Origin of the sequence: Aeromicrobium stalagmiti, from assembly GCF_013283745.1 — a bacterium.
Classification (GTDB): Bacteria; Actinomycetota; Actinomycetes; order Propionibacteriales; family Nocardioidaceae; genus Aeromicrobium; species Aeromicrobium stalagmiti.
This window is the reverse complement of record NZ_JABSTZ010000002.1, coordinates 402,075-423,672: the sequence shown is the minus strand read 5'-3', so window position 1 is coordinate 423,672 and position 21,598 is coordinate 402,075. Positions and strand designations below refer to the sequence as shown.

The following is a 21,598-nucleotide window of genomic DNA, read 5'->3' as shown; positions in this document are numbered from 1 at the left end:
GTCGTACGACCGTCGAAAAAACACATGCAACAAGCCGTCACATAAGTCGACGACCGTCGTTGCACAGGGTGTACGCGGCTCCGCTCCCGCTGTGCCGCCCGCGCAGGCTCACTCCCGGAGGTCCGCCCATGTCCAGCCGACGACCCAAGATCCTCGCTGCGGCCGCCACCGCGGTGACCGTGACACTCGCCGTGGCAGCGATGCCGGCCCACGCCGCCGACCCAGACCCTGACACCCCGTACGGCTACGCCGCCTCCGCCGGCGGGACGTTCGTGCGACTCGTCGGCGGCGTCGTCTCCTCCGACCTCACGTCGGCGTCGGGCGTCAGCGGAGCCACCTATCCGGCCTCGCAGGCCAACACCCTGGCCTCGTCCAACGTCGGCACCCTGCTCAAGGTCGGCGCGATCTCCACCCAGGCCTCCGCCGACAAGGTCGGCACCACGATCACCGCCACGTCGTCGGCCGAGACCGCCGACGTGTCGCTGCTCAAGGGACTCATCAAGGTCGACGCCGTCAAGACCGTCACCGAGTCCAGGCGCACCGGCACCGTCCTGACCGGCGACAGCGACACCGAGCTGCTCGGGGTCACGATCAACGGCAAGAAGCTGCCGGTCGCCGTCGGCAACAACACGGGCGTCAACATCCCGGGCATCGCCTCGGTCGTGCTCAACGAGAAGAAGGTCGACATCGTCGGCGGCAAGGTCACGACGACGGGATCGGCGCTCAAGGTGACGCTTCTCAAGGGCTATGAGGGCTCGCCGATCGGCACGACGGTCATCGTCAACCCGACCTCCGCGACGCTCGCCCCGTCCGTGCCGTCCGACAGCATCGGCGTCGGCGGCTACGCGTTCGGCACCCAGGTGACCGCCACCGTCGCCAACGCCGTCAACGTGGTCTCGGGCCCCACCGCCCTGATCTCCTCGCCGCCGAGCGGCACCTTCGGCTACGAGCTCGTCAACAGCACCGCCGCCGTCAACGTGCCGCTGCTGCTCAAGGTCGGCGTCGTCGAGTCCAGGACCAGCTCGACGACGTCGCCGACGGCCGCTGACGTGACGCACAGCAACCGGGTCGCCGGAGTCAACCTGCTGAGCGGTCTCATCAGGGCCGACGCCGTCCAGGCGACGTCGCGGGCACAGAAGCTGCCCGGCGGCGAGCGCATCAACACGCCGACCACCGAGATCGTCAACCTCGTGATCGCCGGCAAGAAGATCCCGATCGCGGTGGCACCGAACACCGCGATCACGATCCCGGGCGTCGCCCGCGTGGTCGTCAACGAGCAGTCGACCAGTGCGACGGGCAACCTCGTCTCCGCGCTGCACGTGACGCTGCTGGCGCCGAAGGGCGGCCTGAGGACCGGCGCGGACATCTACGTCGCCGTCGCCAGCTCGCAGATCTACTGATCGGCCGCTCCCCCAGGCGGAGGCGCCCCCGGACTCGGCCGGGGGCGCCTCTTCACGTCTGGGTCCGCCTAGCCCTGACGGCGGTTGCGCGGGTGCGACTTCGCGGTGCGCTCGTTGCCCCGCTTGTAGTTGCCTGTCAGGCGCGCCATCAGCAGCTGGGGATCGCTCGACTCGGCGTCACGGACGAACTGGTGCGCCTTCTCGCCGCGCAGAACCGCAGCGACCACGCCGTGGTGGGAGATGACGACCTCCTTGCCGCGCACGACCCACTCGAAGCCGCTGGGCCGGCCCTTCACGCGACACCCAGGTAGTCGAGCGCCGCGTCGGTCAGCTTGTCGGCGAGGTTGCGGGCGTTGGGGGCATGGGCGTACGCCTGGCGGACGAGGTCCTTGGGGTCCTGCCCCGTGTCGCCGAAGTAGGCCTCGTCGACCCACCGCTCATAGGTCTGCGGGGTCACCTCGGGGTGGAACTGCCACGCGATCGCCCGCGCGCCGAACGCATCGTCGACGAAGCACTGCGGGCCCCGCCACGACGTGCCGATGACACGGGACGTCGGACCGGGCGCGAACACGTCCTTGTGCATCTGGCCCCACGGCCCCTCGGGGCACAGCACGTGGTCGGTGGTGTCGACGCGCGCCCAGCCGAGCTCGGCCTGGTCGGCGCGCCACGACGTGCCACCCAACGCCCGCGCCATGACCTGAGCGCCGTAGCAGATGCCCATCACCGGGGTGCCGGCCGCGAGTGCCGCGCGGACGAGCCGGATCTCGGCCGTGACCGACTCGGTCCACTTCTCGTCGTGCGCGGACTTGTCGGAGCCCAGCAGCAGGACCAGGTCGGTGCCACCGAGGTCGGCGTAGGGCGTCAGCTCGTCGCGGTCGAGCTCGACGATCTCTCCCCCGCGCTCGACGAGCCGGTCGACGACGTAGCCGCCGTCCTTGTCAGCCGCGTCGGCGACCACGTGAATCCGCATGGACCCATTGTCTCCTACGTCGGGAGTGCGTCCGTCGTCCTGCCGTCCTTCGCCATCTGGGACCGCGCGAACGCGATGCCGGCCGCGGCGATGATCGCGACGACCCACGGGGTGAGTGGCCGCGCCTCGAAGGATGCCGCCATCCGCCAGACGTCGAGCGACGCCGAGACGTGGTCGCCGAGCATGTCGGGCAGACCCATGCCGGGGCGCAGCAGCGGCTCGATGTACGCAGCGGCGGTCACCGACGGACCCACGATCCACGCCAGGACGATCGCGACGGGCCACCCCACGAGGCGCAGCGCCGGTCGCAGGCCGATCGCCACGAGAGCAGCCACCAGGAACGCCGCCCCGACCCAGCGGGCGAGGGTCGCTGCCTGGTCGTAGCTGCCGGGACCGAACAGCCCGACCTGGTCGAGCACCGACGAGGTCCAGACCGGCGCGGCACCGGCGACGGCGGCAAGCGCCACCCCGAGGCCGACCGACCCCGTCAGGGCGAGCAGCCCCAGCGCGAGGCCCAGCACCGTCATCGCGACGAGACCCGTCGTGAGGCCGTTGAGCACCCGGGGGTCGGAGTCGAAGCGTCCGTCGGCCGCGCCGCTCAGCACGCCGCGCGACTGCACGACCGTGACGACCAGCGCGATCGCCACACCGGCCGCCATGGCCAGGGCACTGCGGGCACGCCCGTCCCGCCCCAGCAGCACGACGAGGCCTGCGGCCACCCCGCCGAGTCCACCACCGATCACCAGCGCCGAGACGTTGCCGGCGAACAGCGGGACAGCGGTCCGCGAGACGCCGATGCGTCCGAGGATCGAGCCGCCCAGGCCGTCGAGGATCCACGGCAGGAAGCCGACGACCCACCAGACGACGGCGGCGATCGGGATCAGCGCGGGTGCGGGCAGCTGCGGCACGGCCGGTCGGGATCGCTCCATGGGTCGCTCCCCGACCGGCGGCACCTGCTGGGTGGGGTCGACGCCCGGCATCTCGGTGGTCACGACGCGCTCCTCAAGAGCTCCTCCAGCAGCGGACCGGCCGTCTGCGACCCGGACTCGCCGTCACCGACGAACACCGCGACGGCCAGGTCGTCCTGGGTCGCGATCATCCACGCGTGGGTGCGGGGCGGGGTGTCGCTGCCGTACTCCGCGGTGCCGGTCTTGGCCGAGACCGGTCCGCCGGGCACGTCGGACAGGAACCGTCCGCTGCCGTCGGTGACGACCGCACGGAACAGCTCGCGCAGCTGCTTGGCCTCACCGCTCGTCAGCGGGTCGGCGGCCGCCTCGGCGGGCTTGGTCGAGGCATCAGCGAGCAGAGTCGGCGTGACCCGCTCACCCTTCGCGATCGAGGCGGCGACCACGGCCATCGACAACGGCGATGCCTCGATGCGTCCCTGCCCGATCATCGACGCGGCACGCTCGGTGCCGGACGCCTTCGCCGGCACCGAGCCGAGGAACGCCGGATAGCCGAGGTCGAGATCAGGACCGAGACCGAGCGCGGCAGCGGCCCCGGCCAGGTCGTCCTGCGGCGCCTGGTCGCGGGTCGCGATCATCGCGGTGTTGCAGGAGTTGGCGATGGCCGACCGCAGCGGGATGTCACCGATGGCGCTGCTCGGGTAGTCGGAGTAGTTGGTGAACGCGCGCCCGTCGACCGTGATCGACGCCGTGCACGGCACCGTCGTGGACGGCTCGAGACCGGAGCGCAGGAAGGCCAACGACGTCACGAGCTTGAACGTCGACCCCGGCGCATAGCGACCGGCCGCCGCGGTGTCCTCTCCCTTGCCGCCCGGGCCGCTCGCGAGCGCGACGATCTCGCCGGTCGACGGCCTGATCGCGACGATCGCGCTCGCCGGCTTCACGTCGGCGAGGATCTCGTCGGCCGTTCCCTGCAGGTCGAGGTCGATCGTGGTGCGCAGCGGCTTGCCGGCGACGGGCTCGGAGGTGAACAGCTCGCGGCTCTTCGCCCCGTCGTCGGCCGGCAGCACCATGACGCTGACGCCGGGCGTGCCGCGCAGCCGGGCGTCGTAGCGCCGGGCCAGCCCGGAGAGCCCCACCATGTCGCCGGAGCGCACGGCGCCCTGGGACTTCTCCACGATCTCGGCCGTCGCCTCGCCGACCACGCCGAGCATCGGCTGCCCGAAGGTTCGCGTCGGCGCCAGAGGCAGCTGCGCCTGGAGCTGTGCCGCGCCCGGGATGCCGGCGAGCGCGTCGTCGCTGAGCGTTGCGCCCGAGTCAGCACGGACGACGATCCCGATGACAAAGGCCTGTGGCCCGGCGGCCTCGACCCGCTCGGCGAACGTGTCGGGGTCGATGTCGATCAGTCGCGCGAGCGCCTTCGCCGAGCCGGCCGCCTCGGCAGCCGTGATCCGTGACTTGTCGATGCCGATGCGCTCGACCGTGCGCTCGGTGACGATGGGCTCGTCGTCAGCTCCGAGGATCTCTCCACGGGCCGCGGCAGCCGAGCTGATGGTGAGGCGCTCGCCCGCGGCGAGGTCGGGCGCCACGATGTCGGGGCTCCAGTCGACCTGCCAGGCGTCCTTGACGTAGGAGAGCTTCGCCTGTGTCGTGTAGGCCCAGTCGTCGCCCGCGAACGACCACCGGGTCTTGAGGTCTGCCGTCGCGGTGTCGCCGTCGGTGCTGACGTCACCGACCGTGACCGTCGCCCGGGTGGTGCTCATGCCCTGCACGATCGTGGTCAGGTCGTCCTGCGCCTGCGCAGCGCCGGGGACGCCCTTGACCGACGCCTTCGACAGTGCGGCCGCGAGATTCTCAGCGGTGTCGCGCGGATCCGGCCGACCCGACGAGCACGCGGCCGCCGTCGTCGCGACCAGCAGGGCGGCACACGCCAGCGTGAAGAACCGCTGTCCGCCGTGTCGCCGTGCGTGCCATGACCCATCCCCCGTGATGCCCATCCGGTCATTCTGCACGGCGCAGGCCGTCACCGATACGTTCGCCGATACGTTTCGTCGCTCCGTGCCTGCCGACGCTGCGCCGAGCACCACCTTGTCCGTCGTCGCGAGCGGCACGCAGACCGTCAGGCCTGTGGCCACCGGCATCGTCTGGCGAACGAGATCGTCCAGTCAGTGGACCGGCCTCAGACGACCGGAGCCAGCCACGTCCGTGCAGCACTGACGAGCGCACCGACGCCCATCGTGAGCGTCGGCTCGATCACCGGCGCGAAATGTGGTGAATGGTTCGACGGCAGATCGCGCATCACCCGCATGAAGCCGTCGACGTCGGCGGCCGTGCCGAACAGCTCCGGATCCGCGCCCCCCAACAACCAGTAGACGATCGGCGCCCCGGCCGCAGTCGCCAGCAGGCCCACGTCCTCACTGCCGGTGACCGGACCGGGGTCGACCACCCGCCCGGGGCCGAATGCCGCGTCAAAGCCGATCTGGGTTCGCGCCGAGGCACCGACGTGGTTGACGACCGCCGGAAACGAGTCGAGCACCTCGACCTCGGGCTCACGCTCTGCCCCTGAGGCGACTGCCTCTGCCTGGACGATCCGCCTCACCGCCGCCAGCACGCGATCGCGGACCTGCTCGTCGAAGGTCCGAAGACTCAGGAGCAGGACAGCCTGCTCGGGGATGATGTTGCCGGTCGCGCCAGCCTGCACCGAGCCGATCGTCAGCACCGCGGTCTCAGACGCCGCGACCTCCCGTGAGACCACCGTCTGCAGGCGCATGATCGTCGACGCAGCCATCACGACCGGATCAACCGACGTCTCAGGACGGGATCCGTGGGCACCCCGCCCGTGCATGGTCACCTTGATCGAGTCTGCGCCGGCGAACGCGGCACCTGCACGCAGGGCGAGCATCCCGGCCGGCAGCGGCGCGACGTGCTGGCCCAGCACGACATCAGGTGCTCCGAAACGCTCGAGCAGACCGTCGTCGAGCATCGCCCTCGCGCCGCGTCCCAGCTCCTCGGCGGGCTGGAAGACCACGACCAGCGTGCCGGACCAGGTCCGCCGATCGGCCACCAGCTGCTCGGCAGCACCCACCAAGGCGGTCACATGGACGTCATGGCCGCACGCGTGCATGACGGGCACCTCGCGACCGTCGAGGTCGATGCCCCGCGACGTGCTCGAGTAGGCCAGGCCAGTGTCCTCGGCGACGGGCAGACCGTCCATGTCGGCGCGCAGCATGACCGTGGGCCCGGGACCATTGCGGACCACGCCGACGACGCCCGTGCCGCCCACTCCCGTCGTCGTCTCCAGTCCGGACGCCCTGAGCCTGGCTGCGACGAGATCGGCAGTCCGCGTCTCCTGGAAGGACAGCTCGGGATGGGCATGGAGATCTCGGTAGAGATCGGCCAGATCGAGGCTCATCGGCTCAACAGTCACCACGGCACCATCTTCCGCCGGCGTCCTCGTGGACGGCCCACATCTCGACGATAGCGACCGAGCGGGTCAGCACACGCGCACAGACGCCGACGTCCGCGATGCCATCTTCCCCAAGCTGGCGCCGCGGACGTCGGTGGTGACGGACCTGTCTACTGGTAGACGGGCACCGCAATCTCCGAGCCCATCTGCAGGGCGGAGGCGTTGGGGAGCGAGTTGAGCTCGATGATCTCGTCGACGGTCTTGCGGATGTCGCCGTTGGGGTTGGCCTCGGCAGCGATCTCCCACAGCGTGTGACCAGCCATCACGCGGACCGAGGTGGTCTCCTGCGGCGTGCCGGCCTCGCCGGTCGCCGTCGAGGACGGGCCGAACATGACGGCCAGGACCGCGATCGCGGCGACCGCGACGGACAGGATGACGAGCTTGCCGCGACGGGTCAGGCGGACGTGCGCGGACCCCGCCTGCCGGGCGACCGGCTGCGGTGCGCGGACGGCGCGCAGGTGGCGCATCTCGCGGGCCTCGAACTGGTTGAGGGTGATGGTGCTCATGAGTGCCTCCGTGGGGGAAGTGAGACGGTGTGGATGGTCTTGGTGTGTTCGAGCGAACGCTGCTCTCGATGTCATTCGATGGTGCGAACAGGCGTTCGATCGAACACATGTACGACGATAGGGGACGCCTCTGACAAAAGGAAGCGCCTGTCGAACAGAATTTCGAACGGCCATGTCCATCTGCTGTCATTGCAGGGAGAAGTCGTCGAACATTTGTCCCACGTCACAGCCTCGGCGCTCGCCGGGAGGCACTCGTCCCCGGCCCCGACTACGGTCGAGGCATGGCCATCAAAGGCGCAACCCTGGACAGCACGGCCCTCAAGCAGACGCTCCTGACCGCCTGGAAGCAGGCGTCGGCGCAGCAGGCTCCCCTGCTGGCGGCCGGTGTCGCGTTCTACACGTTCTTGTCGCTCTTCCCGGCACTGATCGCCGGCGTGCTGACGTACGGCATCGTGGCCTCGCCCGAGACCGTGCAGCGCCAGTCGGCCGACATCGCCGACGCGCTGCCGGCCGACGCCGCGTCGCTCGTGACCGGCCAGCTCGACTCGCTGGTGTCGACGTCGAACGGGTCGCTCGGCCTGGGTCTGGTCATCGCGGTCGTGCTCGCCGTCTACAGCGCATCGGGCGGGGTGGGCAACCTGGTCACCGCGATCAACGCGATGTTCGGCATCCGCGACGGGCGCAACTTCGTCAAGAAGAAGCTGGTGGCCCTGGCCCTGACCGGCGGGGCGATCGTGTTCCTCATCGTCATCATCGCGCTCGTGGCCGCGGCGCCCGCCGTGTTCGACGCGATCGACATCGTGCCCGGCATCCGGGTGCTGCTCGAGCTGGCCCGGTGGGCGGTGCTGCTCGGTGCCCTCGCCGTCGCGATCGGCGTGCTCTTCCGGGTCGCGCCCGACCGCGCCCCCACCACGGCCCTGGTCACCAAGGGCGTGCTCGTCGCCAGCGCCCTGTGGCTGGTGGTGTCGCTCGGCTTCTCGCTCTACGTCGACAACTTCGGCAGCTACGGCAAGACGTACGGCGCGCTCGCCGGCGTGGTCGTGCTGCTGCTGTGGCTCTGGATCGGCATCTACGCGGTGCTGCTCGGGGCCACGATCGAGGCGGTCCGCGAGGACGTCGTCACCGCCGAGACCGTCGCGGAGGACTCCGAGATCGCCGACCTGCGCGGCGCAGAGGCCAACGGCGACGCGGTGCAGGTCGAGGTCGTCGACGAGCCGGTCGACGAGACGCCCCCGCCCGGCCCGACTCCGGTGTTCAAGCGCATCCCCAACCCGTTCAGGCGCAAGCAGGCCGACTCGCGCCGGTGACGCTCGCAGCCCGTGTCGCTAGCGCAGTCCCGCCTTGCGGAGCCGACGTGCGCCGACCTTGCGCATCAGCGGGTCGACCCGCACGGCGACGGCCGGCGACAACGAGGCCGTCCGACCGATGACGCCGCGCCAGGCCGGGAGGGTCTTGTAGACCCGGCGCGTGCCGAACATGCCGACGAGCTCGGACGCTACCTGCGCAGGCGTGAGCATGACGCCTGCCGCGAGGATCTCGCGGGCTCCCCCGTTGACGTCGAAGCCGTCGACCATCGCGGTCGCGACGCCGTCGGGACAGATCGCGTGCACCCGCACCTTGTCGGCGTGCACCTCGGCGGCGACCGAGGTCGCGAGCGACAGGACCGCGGCCTTCGTGGCGGCATAGACACTGAGGCCGGGCACCGGCGCGTGCGAGCTGAGCGAGGCCAGGATGCCGATCTCGCCACCCTTGACGCCCTCGGTCGCCTGGTTGCGGAAGACGTCGGCGGCCGCGCGGACGCCCCACATGACACCCAGGACGTTGACGTCGACCATCAGCCGCACCTGGTCGATCGACAGCGACGTCAGGTCGCCGTCGGTCGCGACGCCGGCGTTGCACACCCACGCACCGAGCGGCGCGATCTCGCAAGCGCGGGCGGCGACCTCGCGGTTGGCGGCCGGGTCGGTGACGTCGAGCCCCATGCCCAGGGAGGCGCCGATCTCGTGCGCGGTCGCCTCGGCACCCGCGGCGTCAACGTCGGTGACCACGACGTCGTAGCCACGGCCGAGCAGCTCGATCGCGATGGCCCGGCCGATGCCCCGGGCCCCTCCGGTCACGACGGCTGAACGGGGGCTTCCGGGCTTCACGAGGGTCTTGGCCATCGTCACAACCTAGGGTCGCGCCCCGCGACACGCCATCGAACATATGTTTGAACATGGGGTGTGATCCGGGTTAGCCTGCCTGCATGACCGATGATCGCAACGCAGACGTCACCGAGCTCCCCGACGGGCCGGCCGACTCCTCCGGACTGACCGCGCGTCAGCGCAAGGTGCTCGAGTTCCTGCGCGACGAGATCGAGAAGCGGGGCTATCCCCCCAGCATGCGCGAGATCGGTGCGGCCGTCGGCCTCACCAGCACGTCGTCGGTCGCGCACCAGCTGCGCGCCCTCGAGGGCCTCGGCTACGTCAAGCGCGATCCCAACCGTCCCCGGGCGCTCGAGATCTTCCTGCCCGACGTCATGGCGGCCCGCCGCTCGATGAGCGCGGCACCCGAGGCCCAGCACGGAGATGCCGGCTTCGACGAGACCGGCATCAACGACGCCGCCCCGTCGGCGGTCAACATCCCCATGGTCGGTCGCATCGCCGCCGGTGGGCCGATCCTGGCCGAGGAGCGCGTCGAGGAGATCTTCCCGATGCCCAAGTCGCTCGTCGGCGACGGCACGCTGTTCATGCTCGAGGTCTCCGGTGACTCGATGATCGACGCGGCCATCTGCAACGGCGACTACGTCGTCATCCGCCAGCAGCCCAACGCCGAGAACGGCGAGATCGTCGCCGCCATGCTCGACGGCGAGGCCACGGTCAAGACGTTCCAGCGCAAGAACGGCCAGGTCTGGCTGCTCCCGCACAACGACGACTACTCCCCCATCGACGGCACCCACGCCACGATCCTGGGCAAGGTCACAGCGGTCATCCGCCGCGTCTGACTCTCGGTCGGGCGCGCCTCAGACGGGGTGCGCCTGGCGGGCGTCCCAGGCGCTGCGCACCATCTGCTCGACGGAGTGGCGCATCGTCCAGTCGAGGTCGCGTGACGCGAGCTCGCCCGATGCCACGATGCGCGCCGGGTCGCCGGGACGTCGTTCGGTGATCTCCGGCTCGAAGGCGATCCCGGTCGCCTCGGCCACGGCCGTCATGATCTGGCGGACGGAGACGCCGTCGCCGCTGCCCAGGTTGTAGACCCGCTCGAGCGAACCACCGGCGAGCAGCTTCTGCGCCGCGACGACATGGGCGTCGGCGAGGTCGGCGACATGGATGTAGTCGCGCACGCACGTGCCGTCGGGTGTCGGGTAGTCGTCGCCGTTGATGCGCGGCGTCCGCCCCTCCAGCAGGGCCTCGATGACCAGCGGGAAGAGGTTGTGCGGGCTGGTGTCGTAGAGGTCGGGGACGGCCGAGCCCACGACGTTGAAGTAGCGCAACGAGGTGTGGTGCAGCTCGAACGCGCGAGCGCTGTCTCGCAGCAGCCACTCCCCGATCAGCTTGCTCTCGCCATAGGGCGACTCCGGCGTCGTCGCCGTCTCCTCGGTCACCAGGTCGACGTCGGGCGTGCCGTAGACGGCCGCGCTGGAGGAGAAGACGATCTTGTCGACTTCGGCCTCCTGCATCGCGTGCAGCAGGCTGACCGTGCCCTGGACGTTCTGCTCGTACGTGTGCAGGGGACGCTGCACGGAGACCCCGGCGTACTTGAACCCCGCCAGGTGCACGACCGCGTCGACCTCGTGCTCGACCATGGCCTTCGCCACGATCTTGGTGTCGAGGATGTTGCTGTCGAGCAGCTCGACGTCATCAGGCACGAACTCGCGGTGGCCGCTCGAGAAGTCGTCGACGACGAGGCACTCGAGCCCCGCGAGACCGAACGCACGGACGATGTGGGAGCCGATGTAGCCGGCACCGCCGGTGACGAGGACTGTCATGACTCCACCTTCTCAGGTGGAGCGTCAGCCCTTGAAACGCAGGGTGCCGACGTTGTAGCCCTTGCCGGCCCTGACCGTCACCGAGTGGCGTCCGCTGAACGAGCGGCTGATGCCACGCCACGAGTCGGAGTTGACCGAGATCGTCCAGCGACCCGAGGGCAGGCCCGCGATGTAGAACACGCCGCTGCCGTCGGTGATGTCGGTGCGGATGACCCGCGTGCCGGCCGAGGACGACAGGCGGACCATCATCTCCTTGGGCGTGCGACCACCGGTGCGGGTCACGCGACCCTTGACGACGGCGCCCTTGCCGTTGCGGCTCGTGGTCTTGGTGAACGACTGTCCGGTGCCGTTGACGTCCATCGTGTTGATGGTGCCGGCGCCGTAGGCCTTGCAGTAGCCGCGGTACATCCAGCCCTTGTAGCCGCTGACGATCCGGTTCTGCTCGGACCCGCGGGCGGGGTTGGGCTGCACGGTGCGCGCGATGTACTCGAAGCCGCCGTCGGCGTTGCCCGACAGGTCGCGCAGGCGCTTGAACGCCTTCCACTTCTCCGAGCTGCGGTCGAGACCCTTGAAGTAGGCGCTGTTGTCGGGGAAGCGGCTGGGATACCAGTCCGAGCAGCCCGTGCGACGTCCGACCTCGACCCAGTACTTGCCCGGTGCGAGGTTGCTGAACGTGCGGTTGCCCGAGCTGTCGCCCTGGCCCTCCGCCACGACCGGCGAGTCGAGGATCGGCAGGTTGGGGATCTTCTCGCGCAGACGGATCCAGCGGTCGCCCTGGCTGGTCGGCTTGTAGGACGGCGAGAAGACGCCGTTGATCTTGATGTTGTTGTCGCTCTGGAAGGCGCTGATCGACTTGCCGGTGACCGGTGCCGTGAGCGTGATGAGGTTGGCCCGCGTCGGCTTGTAGTCGGTGGCGTCGTAGCAGCTGCCGTAGCGCTCGTTGCCCTCGCCGTACCAGGCCTGGGTCTTGCCGTTGCGCGCACCGACCATGTAGCGGTTGTTGAGCGAGGACGTCATCGGCAGGAACGTCACGGCGTAGCTGCCGGTGCCCGAGGCCTCGGTGCGGCCGAAGACGTTGGCGCAGTAGGGGATGTCGAGCTCGCGGAGCACCGACGACCCTCCGCTGTAGGACGGCGGCAGCGAGGCGACCGTGATGTCTGCGCCCTCGGCCGTGGTGCCCGAGATCGAGCCGTAGACGAAGTCGGCGTCGAAGTTGCTGGACTTGGTGGCCTGCACCACGACGGCGTCACGCAGGTGCGCTCCACCACCGGTGGGCTTGTCGTCGGCACCGCGCCAGTACCAGGAACGGCGGATGCCGTCCTGGTCGCTGCCGCTGATGCGCAGTCGGTAGGAGCTGCTGGGCGAGTTGTTGGCACCGAGGTTGACCGCCAGCGAGTAGGAGCCGCCGTTGCTGGTGACGTCCTGGCCCTTGACGATCTGCACGTTGCCGCCGCGCAGGGTCTTGATGAGGTCGACACGGATGTTCTTGGCGAGCACGGACCCGACGCCGGTGACCTGTCCGGTGATCTCCTGGCGCGAGACGAGCGTCTCGGTGGAGATCTTGTTGTAGAAGTGCGTGATGTTGCGCGGTGAGTCCTCGTCGACCTTGACCGACACGTTGCTGACCGACTTGTAGTCACGGCCGGGCACGGCCGGGGCGTTGTGCGGGTTGTCGGGCGCGTTGGTGTGCAGCGCGATCGCGACGTAGACGGACTTGCCGCCCTTGACCGAGTAGCTGCGCGTGCGCGGCGTGCCGGTGTCGTCGGCGAAGGAGATCTTGCCCTTGCAGGTCTTGGACCCGGAGCACTTCACCGCCACCTTGCCGGTGCCCGACGACGAGATCGCGATGCGCGATGACTTGACGTAGAGCTTGTAGCTCGCCGCCTCGGCCGGAAGGGCTGCCAAAAGCGCTGCGACGACAGCGAAAAGAGCAGTCAGGACGATGGGAGTGCGGAGTCTCATTCAGTTCCCCGAGAACGTGGTGCGAGCAGACAGGATGTCAGCAGGGTAACAAACTTCCGGCACTCCGACCGACTCACGACGGGCAGGTCAGTCGGTCGACGAGGAGTCGCGCTCGTTGCCGCTGAAGCGGAGCGTGCCGACACTGTAGCTCTTGCCGCGCGTCACCGAGATCGAGTGCTTGCCGGAGAACGAGCGGCCGATGCCGCGCCACGAGTCGGGGTTGACCGAGATCGTCCAGCGTCCGGACGGCAGTCCGGTGACCGTGAAGCTGCCGGAGCCGTTGGAGATCGCGGTGCGGATGACCCGCTTGCCGTCGGTCGACGACAGGCGCACCATCATCTCCTTGTTGGTGCGACCGCCCGTGCGGGTGACGCGACCGCGGACGGTCGCACCCTTGAGCGTCGTCACCGAGATGCGCTTCTGGTCGGCGCCGGAGTTGCCGGTGTCCGTGACGTTGACCGTCACGTAGCTGCCGGCGCCGTTGGCCTTGCAGAACCCGCGATACATCCAGCCTGCGTAGCCGGACGGCTTCTTCTCCTGGGCCTTGCCGGCCGGGTTGGGGCTGGCGTTGCGCGCGATCGCGCGGAAGCCGCTGTTGAGCGAGAAGAGGGTGCGGAAGGCCTTCCACTTCTCCGACGTGCGGTCGATGCCCTTGAAGTAGGCGCCGTTGTCGGCGAAACGGCTGGGGTACCAGTCAGAGCAGCCGGTACGACGGGCGATCTCGACGTAGTACTTGCCCGGGGGCACGTCGCTGAACAGGCCGTTGCCGGCGGAGTTGGCGGAACGCTCGGCGACGACGGGGGCGTCGAGGATCGGGACACCGGGGACCTTCTCGCGCAGGCGCAGCCAGCGGTCGCCCTGGCTGGTGCCGGTGAAGCCCGAGAACTTGCCGTCGACGTAGACCTCGTTGTCGCTGGGGGTCACCACGACGTTGCGGACCGTGGACGCCCCGCCACCGATCGCGAGCAGGTTGCTGCGCGAGTAGTCGTAGTCCTGCACGTCGAAGCAGCTCCCGAAACGTTCGGTGGCCGGGCTGCCGTACCAGGCGTCGACCGAGCCCTTGCGGGCCGAGACCATGTAGCGCTTGTCGGCCGACGTCGTGCTGTAGGGCAGGAAGTCGATGCGGTAGCTGCCGCCCGTCGCGGTGGTCTCGCCGAAGACGTTGGCGCAGCCGACGAAGTCGAGCTCGCGGCGCACCGCGGTGCCGCCGCTGTAGCTGCGGGGCTGGCCCACGACCGTCACGCTGGTGCCGGTCTCGGCGCTGCCGCGGATCGAGGAGTAGAAGAAGTCGGCATCGAAGTTGCTGGTCTTGACGGCGTGGATGGGGCTGGCCTCACGCAGGTAGCGTCCGCCGCCGGTGAACTGGTCGTCGCTGCCGCGCCAGAACCAGGTGCGGGAGATGCCGTCCTGGTCCTTGCCGCTGATGCGCAGCCGGAAGGTGTCGGACGGCGAGTTGTTGGTGCCGAGCGGGACCGAGAAGGAGTAGCCGTCGCTGAGGTCGTCGTCGAACTTCTTGACCCGGGTGTTGCCACCGCGCTCGACCGTGAGCAGCTCGACGCGCAGCTGGCTGACCTGGCTGCCACCGACGCCTTGGGCCGTGCCGGTGATCTGCTGGCTGGCCTTGTAGGTCTCGGTGGTCACCGTGTAGTCGTGCGTGACCTTCTTGGGCGAGCTCTCGGCGATGCGCAGCTTGACGCCGGTCTTGCGGTCGTACTCGCCGTTGACCGACTGACCGCCGTTGTGCGGGTTGGCCGCCGAGCTGTCGTTGACGGCGACCTTCTCGTAGGTCGTCTTGTTGCCGGGGACGCTGTAGCTCGTGATCTTGGTCGAGCCGAGGAAGCGGAGCTTGCCCTTGCAGGTGCTCTTGGAGTGGCAGGAGATGGCGACCTTGCCGTTGCCCGCCGTGGAGATCGCGATGCTCTTGGACTTGAGGAACGCGTTGTAGCTCGCCGCCTCGGACGGTGCCGCCACGAGCAGCCCGGCCACCAGGGCCATCAGCGCAGGGACGAGCAGGATGATGCGGTGCTTCATGAAATCCCCGGGACTCTCTCGATGGGCAACCGGCTCAGATTATCAGTCGGCCGCGGCTTCAGAGGCATTTGCGGCGGCGTCGAGCCGGCGAAGCGCACCCAGTGCCATGTCGCGGTCGGTCGTGCGCCACATGTCGGGCAGCGACGCGGCGAGGAACGATCCGTAGCGGGCCGTGACGATGCGCGGGTCGAGGATCGCGACGACCCCCTTGTCGGTCGAGCGACGGATGAGCCGTCCGGTGCCCTGGGCGAGCAGGAGCGCGGCGTGGTTGGCGGCGACCGTCATGAAGCCGTTGCCCCCGCGCTTCTCGACGAGCCGCTGGCGCGCGCTCATCAGGGGGTCGTCTGGCCGCGGGAACGGGATGCGGTCGATGATCACGAGCTGGCAGGTGTCGCCGGGCAGGTCGACGCCCTGCCACAGGCTCAGCGTGCCGAACAGGCAGGTGCTCGGCGTCTCGGCGAACCGGCGAGCCAGCTCGGGCAGCTGCGCGTCGCCCTGGCACCAGATGTCGATGTCGGGCAGGCGCTCGCGCACCTGCTCGGCGGCCTTCTCGGCGCCGCGACGCGACGAGAAGAGCCCGAGCGTACGGCCGCCGGCCGCCTCGATCAGGGTCGTGATCTCGGCGAGCTGGGCCTCCTCGAGGCCGTCGCGGCCCGGCAGCGGCAGGTCGCGGGCGACGTAGAGCATGCCCTGCTTGCGGTAGTCGAACGGCGAGCCGACGTCGAGCGAGCGCCACGGCGGGTCGTCGCCCCACAGGCCCAGCGACCGCGCGACGGGCTCGAAGCCGCCGCCGAGCTTGAGCGTGGCGCTCGTCAGCACGACCGTCTTGTCGGCGAAGAGCTTGTCGCGCAGGGCCGCGGAGACGTCGATCGGTGCGACGTGGAGCCGCTTGTCGCCGCGGCGGTCGCTGCTCAGCCACAGCACCTCGGTGTCGCCCTTGGCCGCCATGCGCTCGGCGATCTTGCGGACGTCGTCGACCATGCCGCGCGCCTGCAGCTTGGCGGCGTCGGGCTCACCCTTGTCCTTCTCCTTGGGGAAGCCCGAGAGGCAGGCGCGGGCGCTGTCGCGGACGAAGGCCAGCACCTCGCGCAGCGGCTGCGGCGGGTCGTCGATGCGACCCTCCTCGGTGCGCGCCAGCACGTCGGCGAGGGCGTCGGACGCGTCGGAGAGGTCGTCGGCCTCGGGCCCCTCGACCTGGGCGCGGGCGCGGCGCGCGGCGCGCTCGACCACCGCGGGGTCGAGCTCGTCGGTGGACGCCTGGGTGACGCGGGCCGCCAGCTCGTGGGCCTCGTCGACGACCACCGCGTCGTACTCCGGCAGCATCGGCACGCCGTCGATCGCGTCGATCGCCAGCAGTGCGTGGTTGGTGACGACGACCTGGGCGGTGTGGGCGTCCTCGCGCGCGAGCTCGGCGAAGCACTCGAGCGCGTGCGCGCAACGGGAGGCGCCGAGGCACTCGCGGTGGTTGACGCTGACCTGACGCCAGGCGCGCTCGTTGTGGGACGGGGCGGAGTCGCGGTCGCCGGTGTGACCGCCTGCCGCCTGCTCCTCGGCCCACTCGCGCAGCTCGACGACCTCGGCACCGAGCGATCCCTCGGGGACGTCGATCAGCGTGCCCTGGTCGTCGGGCGCCCCCTCGCGGACGCGGTGCAGGCAGGCATAGTTGCTGCGCCCCTTGACGACCGCGTGGTGCGGGACGGTGTCGAGGGTCGCGCGGGCGGCCTCCTTGAGCGCGGGGATGTCGCGCTCGACGAGCTGGTGCTGCAGGTTGAGGGTCGCCGTCGCGACGACGACCCGCTTGCCGTGCAGGAGGCTCGGCACGAGGTAGCCGAGCGACTTGCCGGTGCCGGTGCCGGCCTGCACCAGCAGGTGCTCACCGGAGTCGAGGGCCTGCTTGACGGCCTCGGCCATCTCGATCTGGCCGGGACGGTCGGCTCCCCCGACGGCCTCGACGGCGGCGTGGAGGACGTCGCGGATGTCAGGCACAGTCCGAAGGTTATCGTTGCGGCTCGACGAGCCGTGTCGGGCAGTCCACAGCCCTCACCCGCGCGAGCGGCCGATCAGCCCGAGCAGCTCGCGGATGGGCCCGGCAGGCGGGGCGGCGGGCCCCGACCAGACGGCCCGGAACGTCCGGCGCATCCGCAGCCCGGGGGTCGGGACCTCGACCAGCTGCCCCGACTCGAGGTCGGCACCGACGACGAGCCGGCTCACCACGGCGGGTGCCCCACCCGCGCGGACGGAGGCGCGCACGGCGCTCGACGTCGTCAGCTCCACGGCCGCGTCGTTCATCGTCAGGCCGTGCTCGGCGAGCGCGGTTTGGAGCACGTCGCGGGTGCCGGAGCCGACCTCACGGCTCGTGAGCGACATCGCCGCGACCTGCTGCGGCGTGAGGCTCACCCGGTGCGCCGCGAGCGGGTCGGACGGCGACACCACCAGCACGAGGTCGTCGTGGCCGACGTCGCGGCTGCGGAGCCCGGCCGGAGCGCCGGTGCCCTCGACGAACCCGAGGTCGGCGGACCCGTCCTGCACCATCTCGACGACGTGGCGGCTGTTGGTCGCCAGCAGGCTGACGGACGTCGGTGGCCGCCGCTCGGCCTCCTGTCGCTGGCGCAGCTGCACGAGCCAGCGGGGCACGAGGTGCTCGGCGACGGTCATGCTGGCGGCGAGGTGCAGCTCGCGGCTGCGCTCGGCGCGCAGCGAACCGATCGCGCCGTCGACCTCGTCGGCCAGGTCGAGCAGCCGCGCCGCCCACTCGACCAGCACGGTGCCGGCCGGTGTGAGGGTCGATCCGCGGGCACCACGGCGTACGAGCGTGACACCGACCTGGGCCTCGACCGTGCGCAGCCGCTCCGACGCGGACTGCTGGGTGATCTCGAGCGCCCGCGCGGCCCCACCGATGCTGCCGGCGCGCGCGACCTCGAGCAGCAGGGCGAGCCCGGCCAGGTCGGGCATGTGCGGACTGAGGGTCACAGGCCAGACCTTACAGCAGCCACAGGCCAAGGCTGTGGACTCACAGGATCGCGATCTCTACCGGCACGGACGGCGGCGGACCACGCTGGAGCCATGGCCACGATCGACACCTTCGGCACCACGCTCGGCACCACGCCGGGCACCGCCCCCATCACGGACCGGGTCGTCACGTTCGGCCCCAACTGGTTCGCTGCCGTGATGGGCACCGGCATCGTCGCCGTCGCGGCGACGTCGCTCCCCCGGCGGCTGCCGGGCCTCGACCTGCTCGCGCACACGGCGTGGGTCGGCGCGGCGGCGCTGCTGGCGGTGCTGATCGCCGCGACGGTCGCGCACTGGCTGGCCCATCCCGGCATCGCGCGCTCCTATCTCGACGACCCCGTGCTCTCGCACTTCCACGGCGCACCGGCCATGGCGCTCATGACCGTCGGCGCGGGCGCCCTGCTCGTCGGCCACGACCTGGTCGGCGACGCGACAGCCCTCGTGACCTACGCAGTGCTGTGGACGATCGGCACTGCGCTCGGTCTCTGGACGACGGTCGCGATCCCCCGACGGACCCGACGACGCAGCGACCCCTACGGCGGCCCGGCCTTCGGCGGCTGGCTCATGCCGGTCGTGCCGCCGATGGTCAGCGCCGCGACCGGTCCGCTCGCCGTCCCTCACCTGCCGACCGCTCTCCGCACGCCGATGCTCACGCTGTGCACCGTGCTGTTCGTCGTGGCGGTGGCCGCCAGCGCACCGGTGCTCGTGACGATCGTGCGGCGCACGCTGCGCGGACAGCTCGGCGCAGCGGCGACCGTGCCGACCCTGTTCATCGTGCTCGGGCCTCTCGGCCAGTCGGTCACGGCGGCGCACGCCGTCACCGACGCGGCCGGTCCGGCGTACGCCCGTCTCGGTCTTGCGTATGGGGTGCCGGTGCTGGCCCTCGCTGTGGTGTGGCTGCTCGTCGCCGCGACGATCGTCGCGCGCACGGCGCGCACCGGGCTGCCGTTCACCCTCACCTGGTGGTCGTTCACGTTTCCGGTCGGGACCGTCGTGACGGGCACCTCGGCGGTCGCCGCCGCGACCGGCTCCCCCGCCCTCGGAGTCGTCGCCACCGTCCTGTTCGTGGCGCTGCTCGGCGCCTGGACGACCGTGGCCGCCCTCACCGTGCGCGACACGTGCAACGGTCGGCTGCTGGGCCCGGGTCAGCCCTCGACGGCGTAGGGCTCGAGCTCGCTGGCCAGCGCGCCGTTGACCCGCGCGACGACGTGCGTGCCGTCGGCCTCGTGGTCGAGCGACTCGATCTCGCCCTGCACGTGGATCTGGTTGAGCAGGTCGCCACGGGCATAGGGCAGCAGCACGTCGATGTGCGCCGACGGCTGCGGCAGGTCGGCCTCGATCGCGCTGAGCAGCTCGTCGATGCCCTCGCCCGAACGGGCGCTGACGACGATCGCGTGGGGCTCGCGCACCAGCAGCTGCTTGATGACCAGCGGGTCGGCGACGTCGGCCTTGTTGATGACGATGAGCTCGGGGATCTCGGCGGCGCCGGCCTCGAGGACGACTTGGCGGACGGCCGCGATCTGACCCTCGGGATCGGGGTCGGACCCGTCGACGACGTGCAGGATGAGGTCGGACTCGGCGACCTCCTCGAGCGTGGAGCGGAACGCCTCGACCAGCTGGTGCGGCAGGTTGCGGACCAGACCGACGGTGTCGGAGAGCGTGTAGACGCGTCCGTCGGAGGTCTGCGTGCGCCGGGTCGTCGGGTCGAGGGTCGCGAACAGTGCGTTCTCGACCAGCACGCCCGCGTCGGTGAGGCGGTTGAGCAGGCTCGACTTGCCGGCGTTGGTGTAGCCCGCGATCGACACCGACGGGATCTCGTGCCGCTGGCGGTTGCCCTTCTTGGTCTCGCGGGCCTTGCCGAGCTCCTTGAGCTCGCGGCGCAGCTTGGTCATCTTCATCTGGATGCGACGACGATCGGTCTCGAGCTTGGTCTCGCCGGGGCCACGACCACCGATGCCCTCGCCGCCGGCGGCACGACCACCGGCCTGACGGGAGAGGTTGCCACCCCAGCCGCGCAGACGCTGGGTCTGGTACTGCAGCTGGGCCAGCTCGACCTGCGCCTTGCCCTCCTTGGACTTGGCGTGCTGGGCGAAGATGTCGAGGATCAGCGCGGTGCGGTCGACGACCTTGACCTTGCACCGGTCCTCGAGGTTGCGCAGCTGGCTCGGCGCGAGCGCGCCGTCGCAGATGATCGTGTCGGCGCCGCTGGCCTCGACCGCCGCGCGCAGGTCCTCGACCTTGCCCGAGCCGATGTAGGTGGCGGGGTCGGGCTTCTGGCGTCGCTGGATCAGGGCGTCGAGCACCTCGGAGCCGGCCGTCTCGGCGAGCAGCTTGAGCTCGGCCATCGAGTTGTCGGCGTCCTCGGCGGTGCCCTCGGTCCAGACACCGACCAGCACGACGCGCTCGAGGCGCAGCTGGCGGTACTCGACCTCGGTGATGTCCTCGAGCTCGGTGCGCAGGTTGGCGACGCGTCGCAGCGAGTGGCGCTCCTCCAGCTCGAGGCCTTCGGTGCCCTGCGGCTCGTACGTGGAGCCCGTCGAGGTGTCGGTCATGCAGTCCAATCCATGGTGCCCCGCGCGACGATCTCGGCGGGACCGGTGAGAGTGATGTGGTCGTCGGCGCCCCACGTGACGTGGACGGTGCCGCCGGGCACGTCGACCCGGTAGGTGACGGGGTGGGCGGCGGCGTCGGCCACCGCGGTCGCGACGGCCACGGCGCAGGCACCGGTGCCGCACGATCGCGTCTCGCCCGAGCCGCGCTCGTGCACCCGCATCGCGACGTGGCGCTCGCCCTCGCGGACGACGAACTCGACGTTGACGCCCTCGGGATAGACCGACTCGTCGTAGTCGGGCTGCGTGAGCAGGGTGCCCGCGTCGTCGAGGCGGTCGACGAACGCGACGGCGTGGGGGTTGCCGGTGCGGACGTCCTGGGCCTCCCACGTCGTGCCGTCGGCGCTCACCTTGGAGACGCCCTGCACGACCGGGACCCCCATGTCGACGCTGATCGCGTCGCCGTCGATCGTGATGACCTTGTCGCCGTCGCGCGACCCGACGACGAACGGGGTCGTGGGGTCGACGAGCCCCTCCTGCACCAGGTGCAGGGCGAAGACCCGGATGCCGTTGCCGCACATCTCGCTGACGGACCCGTCGGCGTTGCGGTAGTCCATGAACCACTCGCCCGCGGACTCGATGCCGGGGTCGGTGCGGCCCAGCGCGGACGTGCGGATGACGCGCAGGACGCCGTCGGCCCCGATGCCGCGCCGACGGTGGCAGAGGGCGGCCACGAAGGCCCCCTCCAGATCGCCGTGGACGGAGCCGTCATGGTCCGGGAGCAGCACGAAGTCGTTCTCCGTGCCGTGCCCCTTGAGCCATGGAAAGGTCAT

18 protein-coding genes are annotated in these 21,598 nt (G+C 70.5%); 4 read left to right on the top strand and 14 right to left on the bottom strand.

Translation table 11 applies throughout. The annotated features are described in order from the left end of the window. Positions 1-128: 128 nt before the first annotated feature. Positions 129-1,400 carry a choice-of-anchor P family protein gene (locus HQK15_RS11075; RefSeq protein WP_173491517.1) on the top strand — a complete coding sequence of 424 codons (1,272 nt, stop codon included), beginning with the start codon at positions 129-131 and terminating at the stop codon, positions 1,398-1,400. A 68-nt stretch (positions 1,401-1,468) separates the two neighbouring features. Here HQK15_RS11075 and HQK15_RS11070 read toward each other — a convergent pair whose 3' ends face one another. From HQK15_RS11070 to HQK15_RS11045, 6 genes are all read right to left on the bottom strand, one after another. Beyond that, positions 1,469-1,696 (bottom strand): hypothetical protein, encoded by a 228-nt coding sequence (locus HQK15_RS11070; RefSeq protein WP_173491516.1) that lies wholly within the window; start codon positions 1,694-1,696, stop codon positions 1,469-1,471. Next, positions 1,693-2,370, bottom strand: a complete 678-nt coding sequence (locus tag HQK15_RS11065) for a type 1 glutamine amidotransferase (RefSeq protein ID WP_173491515.1) — start codon at positions 2,368-2,370, stop codon at positions 1,693-1,695. Before HQK15_RS11065 ends, HQK15_RS11070 begins: the two co-directional genes overlap by 4 nt. Before the next feature lie 14 nt (positions 2,371-2,384). Beyond that, on the bottom strand, positions 2,385-3,362 hold the full coding sequence (locus tag HQK15_RS11060) for a hypothetical protein (RefSeq protein WP_173491514.1): 978 nt from the start codon (positions 3,360-3,362) through the stop codon (positions 2,385-2,387). Next, positions 3,359-5,272, bottom strand: a complete 1,914-nt coding sequence (locus tag HQK15_RS11055) for a penicillin-binding transpeptidase domain-containing protein (protein WP_173491513.1) — start codon at positions 5,270-5,272, stop codon at positions 3,359-3,361. The genes HQK15_RS11060 and HQK15_RS11055 overlap by 4 nt, the downstream gene beginning before the upstream one ends. A 182-nt stretch (positions 5,273-5,454) precedes the next feature. Continuing rightward, the gene (locus HQK15_RS11050) at positions 5,455-6,687 is read right to left on the bottom strand and encodes an amidohydrolase (RefSeq protein ID WP_173491512.1); all 1,233 of its coding nucleotides are present in this window, start codon (positions 6,685-6,687) and stop codon (positions 5,455-5,457) included. A gap of 164 nt (positions 6,688-6,851) precedes the next feature. Further along, a complete protein-coding gene (locus HQK15_RS11045) occupies positions 6,852-7,247 on the bottom strand; it encodes a LysM peptidoglycan-binding domain-containing protein (protein ID WP_173491511.1) in 396 nt (131 codons plus the stop codon). A 281-nt stretch (positions 7,248-7,528) separates the two neighbouring features. Between HQK15_RS11045 and HQK15_RS11040 the strand changes: the two genes are divergently transcribed. Beyond that, complete coding sequence (locus HQK15_RS11040) at positions 7,529-8,554, top strand: YihY/virulence factor BrkB family protein (protein ID WP_173491510.1); 1,026 nt, start codon at positions 7,529-7,531, stop codon at positions 8,552-8,554. 18 nt (positions 8,555-8,572) lie between these two features. Here HQK15_RS11040 and HQK15_RS11035 read toward each other — a convergent pair whose 3' ends face one another. Then, positions 8,573-9,409 (bottom strand): SDR family oxidoreductase, encoded by an 837-nt coding sequence (locus HQK15_RS11035; protein WP_173491509.1) that lies wholly within the window; start codon positions 9,407-9,409, stop codon positions 8,573-8,575. Between the two features lie 83 nt (positions 9,410-9,492). Here HQK15_RS11035 and lexA point away from each other — a divergent pair, with 83 nt between their 5' ends. Beyond that, a complete protein-coding gene (gene lexA, locus HQK15_RS11030; RefSeq protein WP_173491508.1) occupies positions 9,493-10,230 on the top strand; it encodes a transcriptional repressor LexA in 738 nt (245 codons plus the stop codon). Positions 10,231-10,248: 18 nt separating this feature from the next. Here the strand turns inward: lexA and galE are convergent, their stop codons facing one another. The 5 genes from galE to HQK15_RS11005 all read right to left on the bottom strand — a co-directional run bounded on the left by galE (position 10,249) and on the right by HQK15_RS11005 (position 18,177). Beyond that, on the bottom strand, positions 10,249-11,214 hold the full coding sequence (gene galE / locus HQK15_RS11025; RefSeq protein WP_173491507.1) for a UDP-glucose 4-epimerase GalE: 966 nt from the start codon (positions 11,212-11,214) through the stop codon (positions 10,249-10,251). A 24-nt stretch (positions 11,215-11,238) separates the two neighbouring features. After that, positions 11,239-13,176, bottom strand: a complete 1,938-nt coding sequence (locus HQK15_RS11020; RefSeq protein WP_173491506.1) for a carboxypeptidase-like regulatory domain-containing protein — start codon at positions 13,174-13,176, stop codon at positions 11,239-11,241. An 87-nt stretch (positions 13,177-13,263) separates the two neighbouring features. Further along, a complete protein-coding gene (locus HQK15_RS11015) occupies positions 13,264-15,207 on the bottom strand; it encodes a carboxypeptidase-like regulatory domain-containing protein (RefSeq protein ID WP_173491505.1) in 1,944 nt (647 codons plus the stop codon). A 42-nt stretch (positions 15,208-15,249) separates the two neighbouring features. Next, on the bottom strand, positions 15,250-17,118 hold the full coding sequence (locus tag HQK15_RS11010; protein ID WP_254450959.1) for an ATP-dependent DNA helicase: 1,869 nt from the start codon (positions 17,116-17,118) through the stop codon (positions 15,250-15,252). Positions 17,119-17,247: 129 nt separating this feature from the next. Beyond that, positions 17,248-18,177 (bottom strand): LysR substrate-binding domain-containing protein, encoded by a 930-nt coding sequence (locus HQK15_RS11005; RefSeq protein ID WP_367649142.1) that lies wholly within the window; start codon positions 18,175-18,177, stop codon positions 17,248-17,250. A gap of 93 nt (positions 18,178-18,270) precedes the next feature. On the opposite strand from HQK15_RS11005, the gene HQK15_RS11000 reads away from it, so the two are divergent. After that, entirely contained in the window at positions 18,271-19,380 is a 1,110-nt protein-coding gene (locus HQK15_RS11000; protein WP_173491504.1) for an SLAC1 family transporter, read from the top strand. Here HQK15_RS11000 and hflX read toward each other — a convergent pair. Beyond that, on the bottom strand, positions 19,362-20,768 hold the full coding sequence (gene hflX / locus HQK15_RS10995) for a GTPase HflX (RefSeq protein WP_173491503.1): 1,407 nt from the start codon (positions 20,766-20,768) through the stop codon (positions 19,362-19,364). The genes HQK15_RS11000 and hflX overlap by 19 nt on opposite strands. Continuing rightward, positions 20,765-21,598, bottom strand: a complete 834-nt coding sequence (gene dapF / locus HQK15_RS10990; RefSeq protein ID WP_173491502.1) for a diaminopimelate epimerase — start codon at positions 21,596-21,598, stop codon at positions 20,765-20,767. The genes hflX and dapF overlap by 4 nt, the downstream gene beginning before the upstream one ends.

Bases quoted from the DNA above. Each gene is read 5' to 3' on its own strand.
- HQK15_RS11075 (WP_173491517.1), top strand. From the start codon at position 129: ATGTCCAGCCGACGACCCAAGATCCTCGCTGCGGCCGCCACCGCGGTG.
- HQK15_RS11010 (WP_254450959.1), bottom strand. From the start codon at position 17,118: ATGGCCGAGGCCGTCAAGCAGGCCCTCGACTCCGGTGAGCACCTGCTG.
- HQK15_RS11065 (WP_173491515.1), bottom strand. From the start codon at position 2,370: ATGCGGATTCACGTGGTCGCCGACGCGGCTGACAAGGACGGCGGCTAC.
- HQK15_RS11000 (WP_173491504.1), top strand. From the start codon at position 18,271: ATGGCCACGATCGACACCTTCGGCACCACGCTCGGCACCACGCCGGGC.
- lexA (WP_173491508.1), top strand. From the start codon at position 9,493: ATGACCGATGATCGCAACGCAGACGTCACCGAGCTCCCCGACGGGCCG.
- HQK15_RS11045 (WP_173491511.1), bottom strand. From the start codon at position 7,247: ATGAGCACCATCACCCTCAACCAGTTCGAGGCCCGCGAGATGCGCCAC.
- HQK15_RS11050 (WP_173491512.1), bottom strand. From the start codon at position 6,687: ATGAGCCTCGATCTGGCCGATCTCTACCGAGATCTCCATGCCCATCCC.
- dapF (WP_173491502.1), bottom strand. From the start codon at position 21,598: ATGACCTTTCCATGGCTCAAGGGGCACGGCACGGAGAACGACTTCGTG.
- HQK15_RS11020 (WP_173491506.1), bottom strand. From the start codon at position 13,176: ATGAGACTCCGCACTCCCATCGTCCTGACTGCTCTTTTCGCTGTCGTC.
- HQK15_RS11035 (WP_173491509.1), bottom strand. From the start codon at position 9,409: ATGGCCAAGACCCTCGTGAAGCCCGGAAGCCCCCGTTCAGCCGTCGTG.
- HQK15_RS11055 (WP_173491513.1), bottom strand. From the start codon at position 5,272: ATGGGCATCACGGGGGATGGGTCATGGCACGCACGGCGACACGGCGGA.
- galE (WP_173491507.1), bottom strand. From the start codon at position 11,214: ATGACAGTCCTCGTCACCGGCGGTGCCGGCTACATCGGCTCCCACATC.
- HQK15_RS11015 (WP_173491505.1), bottom strand. From the start codon at position 15,207: ATGAAGCACCGCATCATCCTGCTCGTCCCTGCGCTGATGGCCCTGGTG.
- hflX (WP_173491503.1), bottom strand. From the start codon at position 20,768: ATGACCGACACCTCGACGGGCTCCACGTACGAGCCGCAGGGCACCGAA.
- HQK15_RS11040 (WP_173491510.1), top strand. From the start codon at position 7,529: ATGGCCATCAAAGGCGCAACCCTGGACAGCACGGCCCTCAAGCAGACG.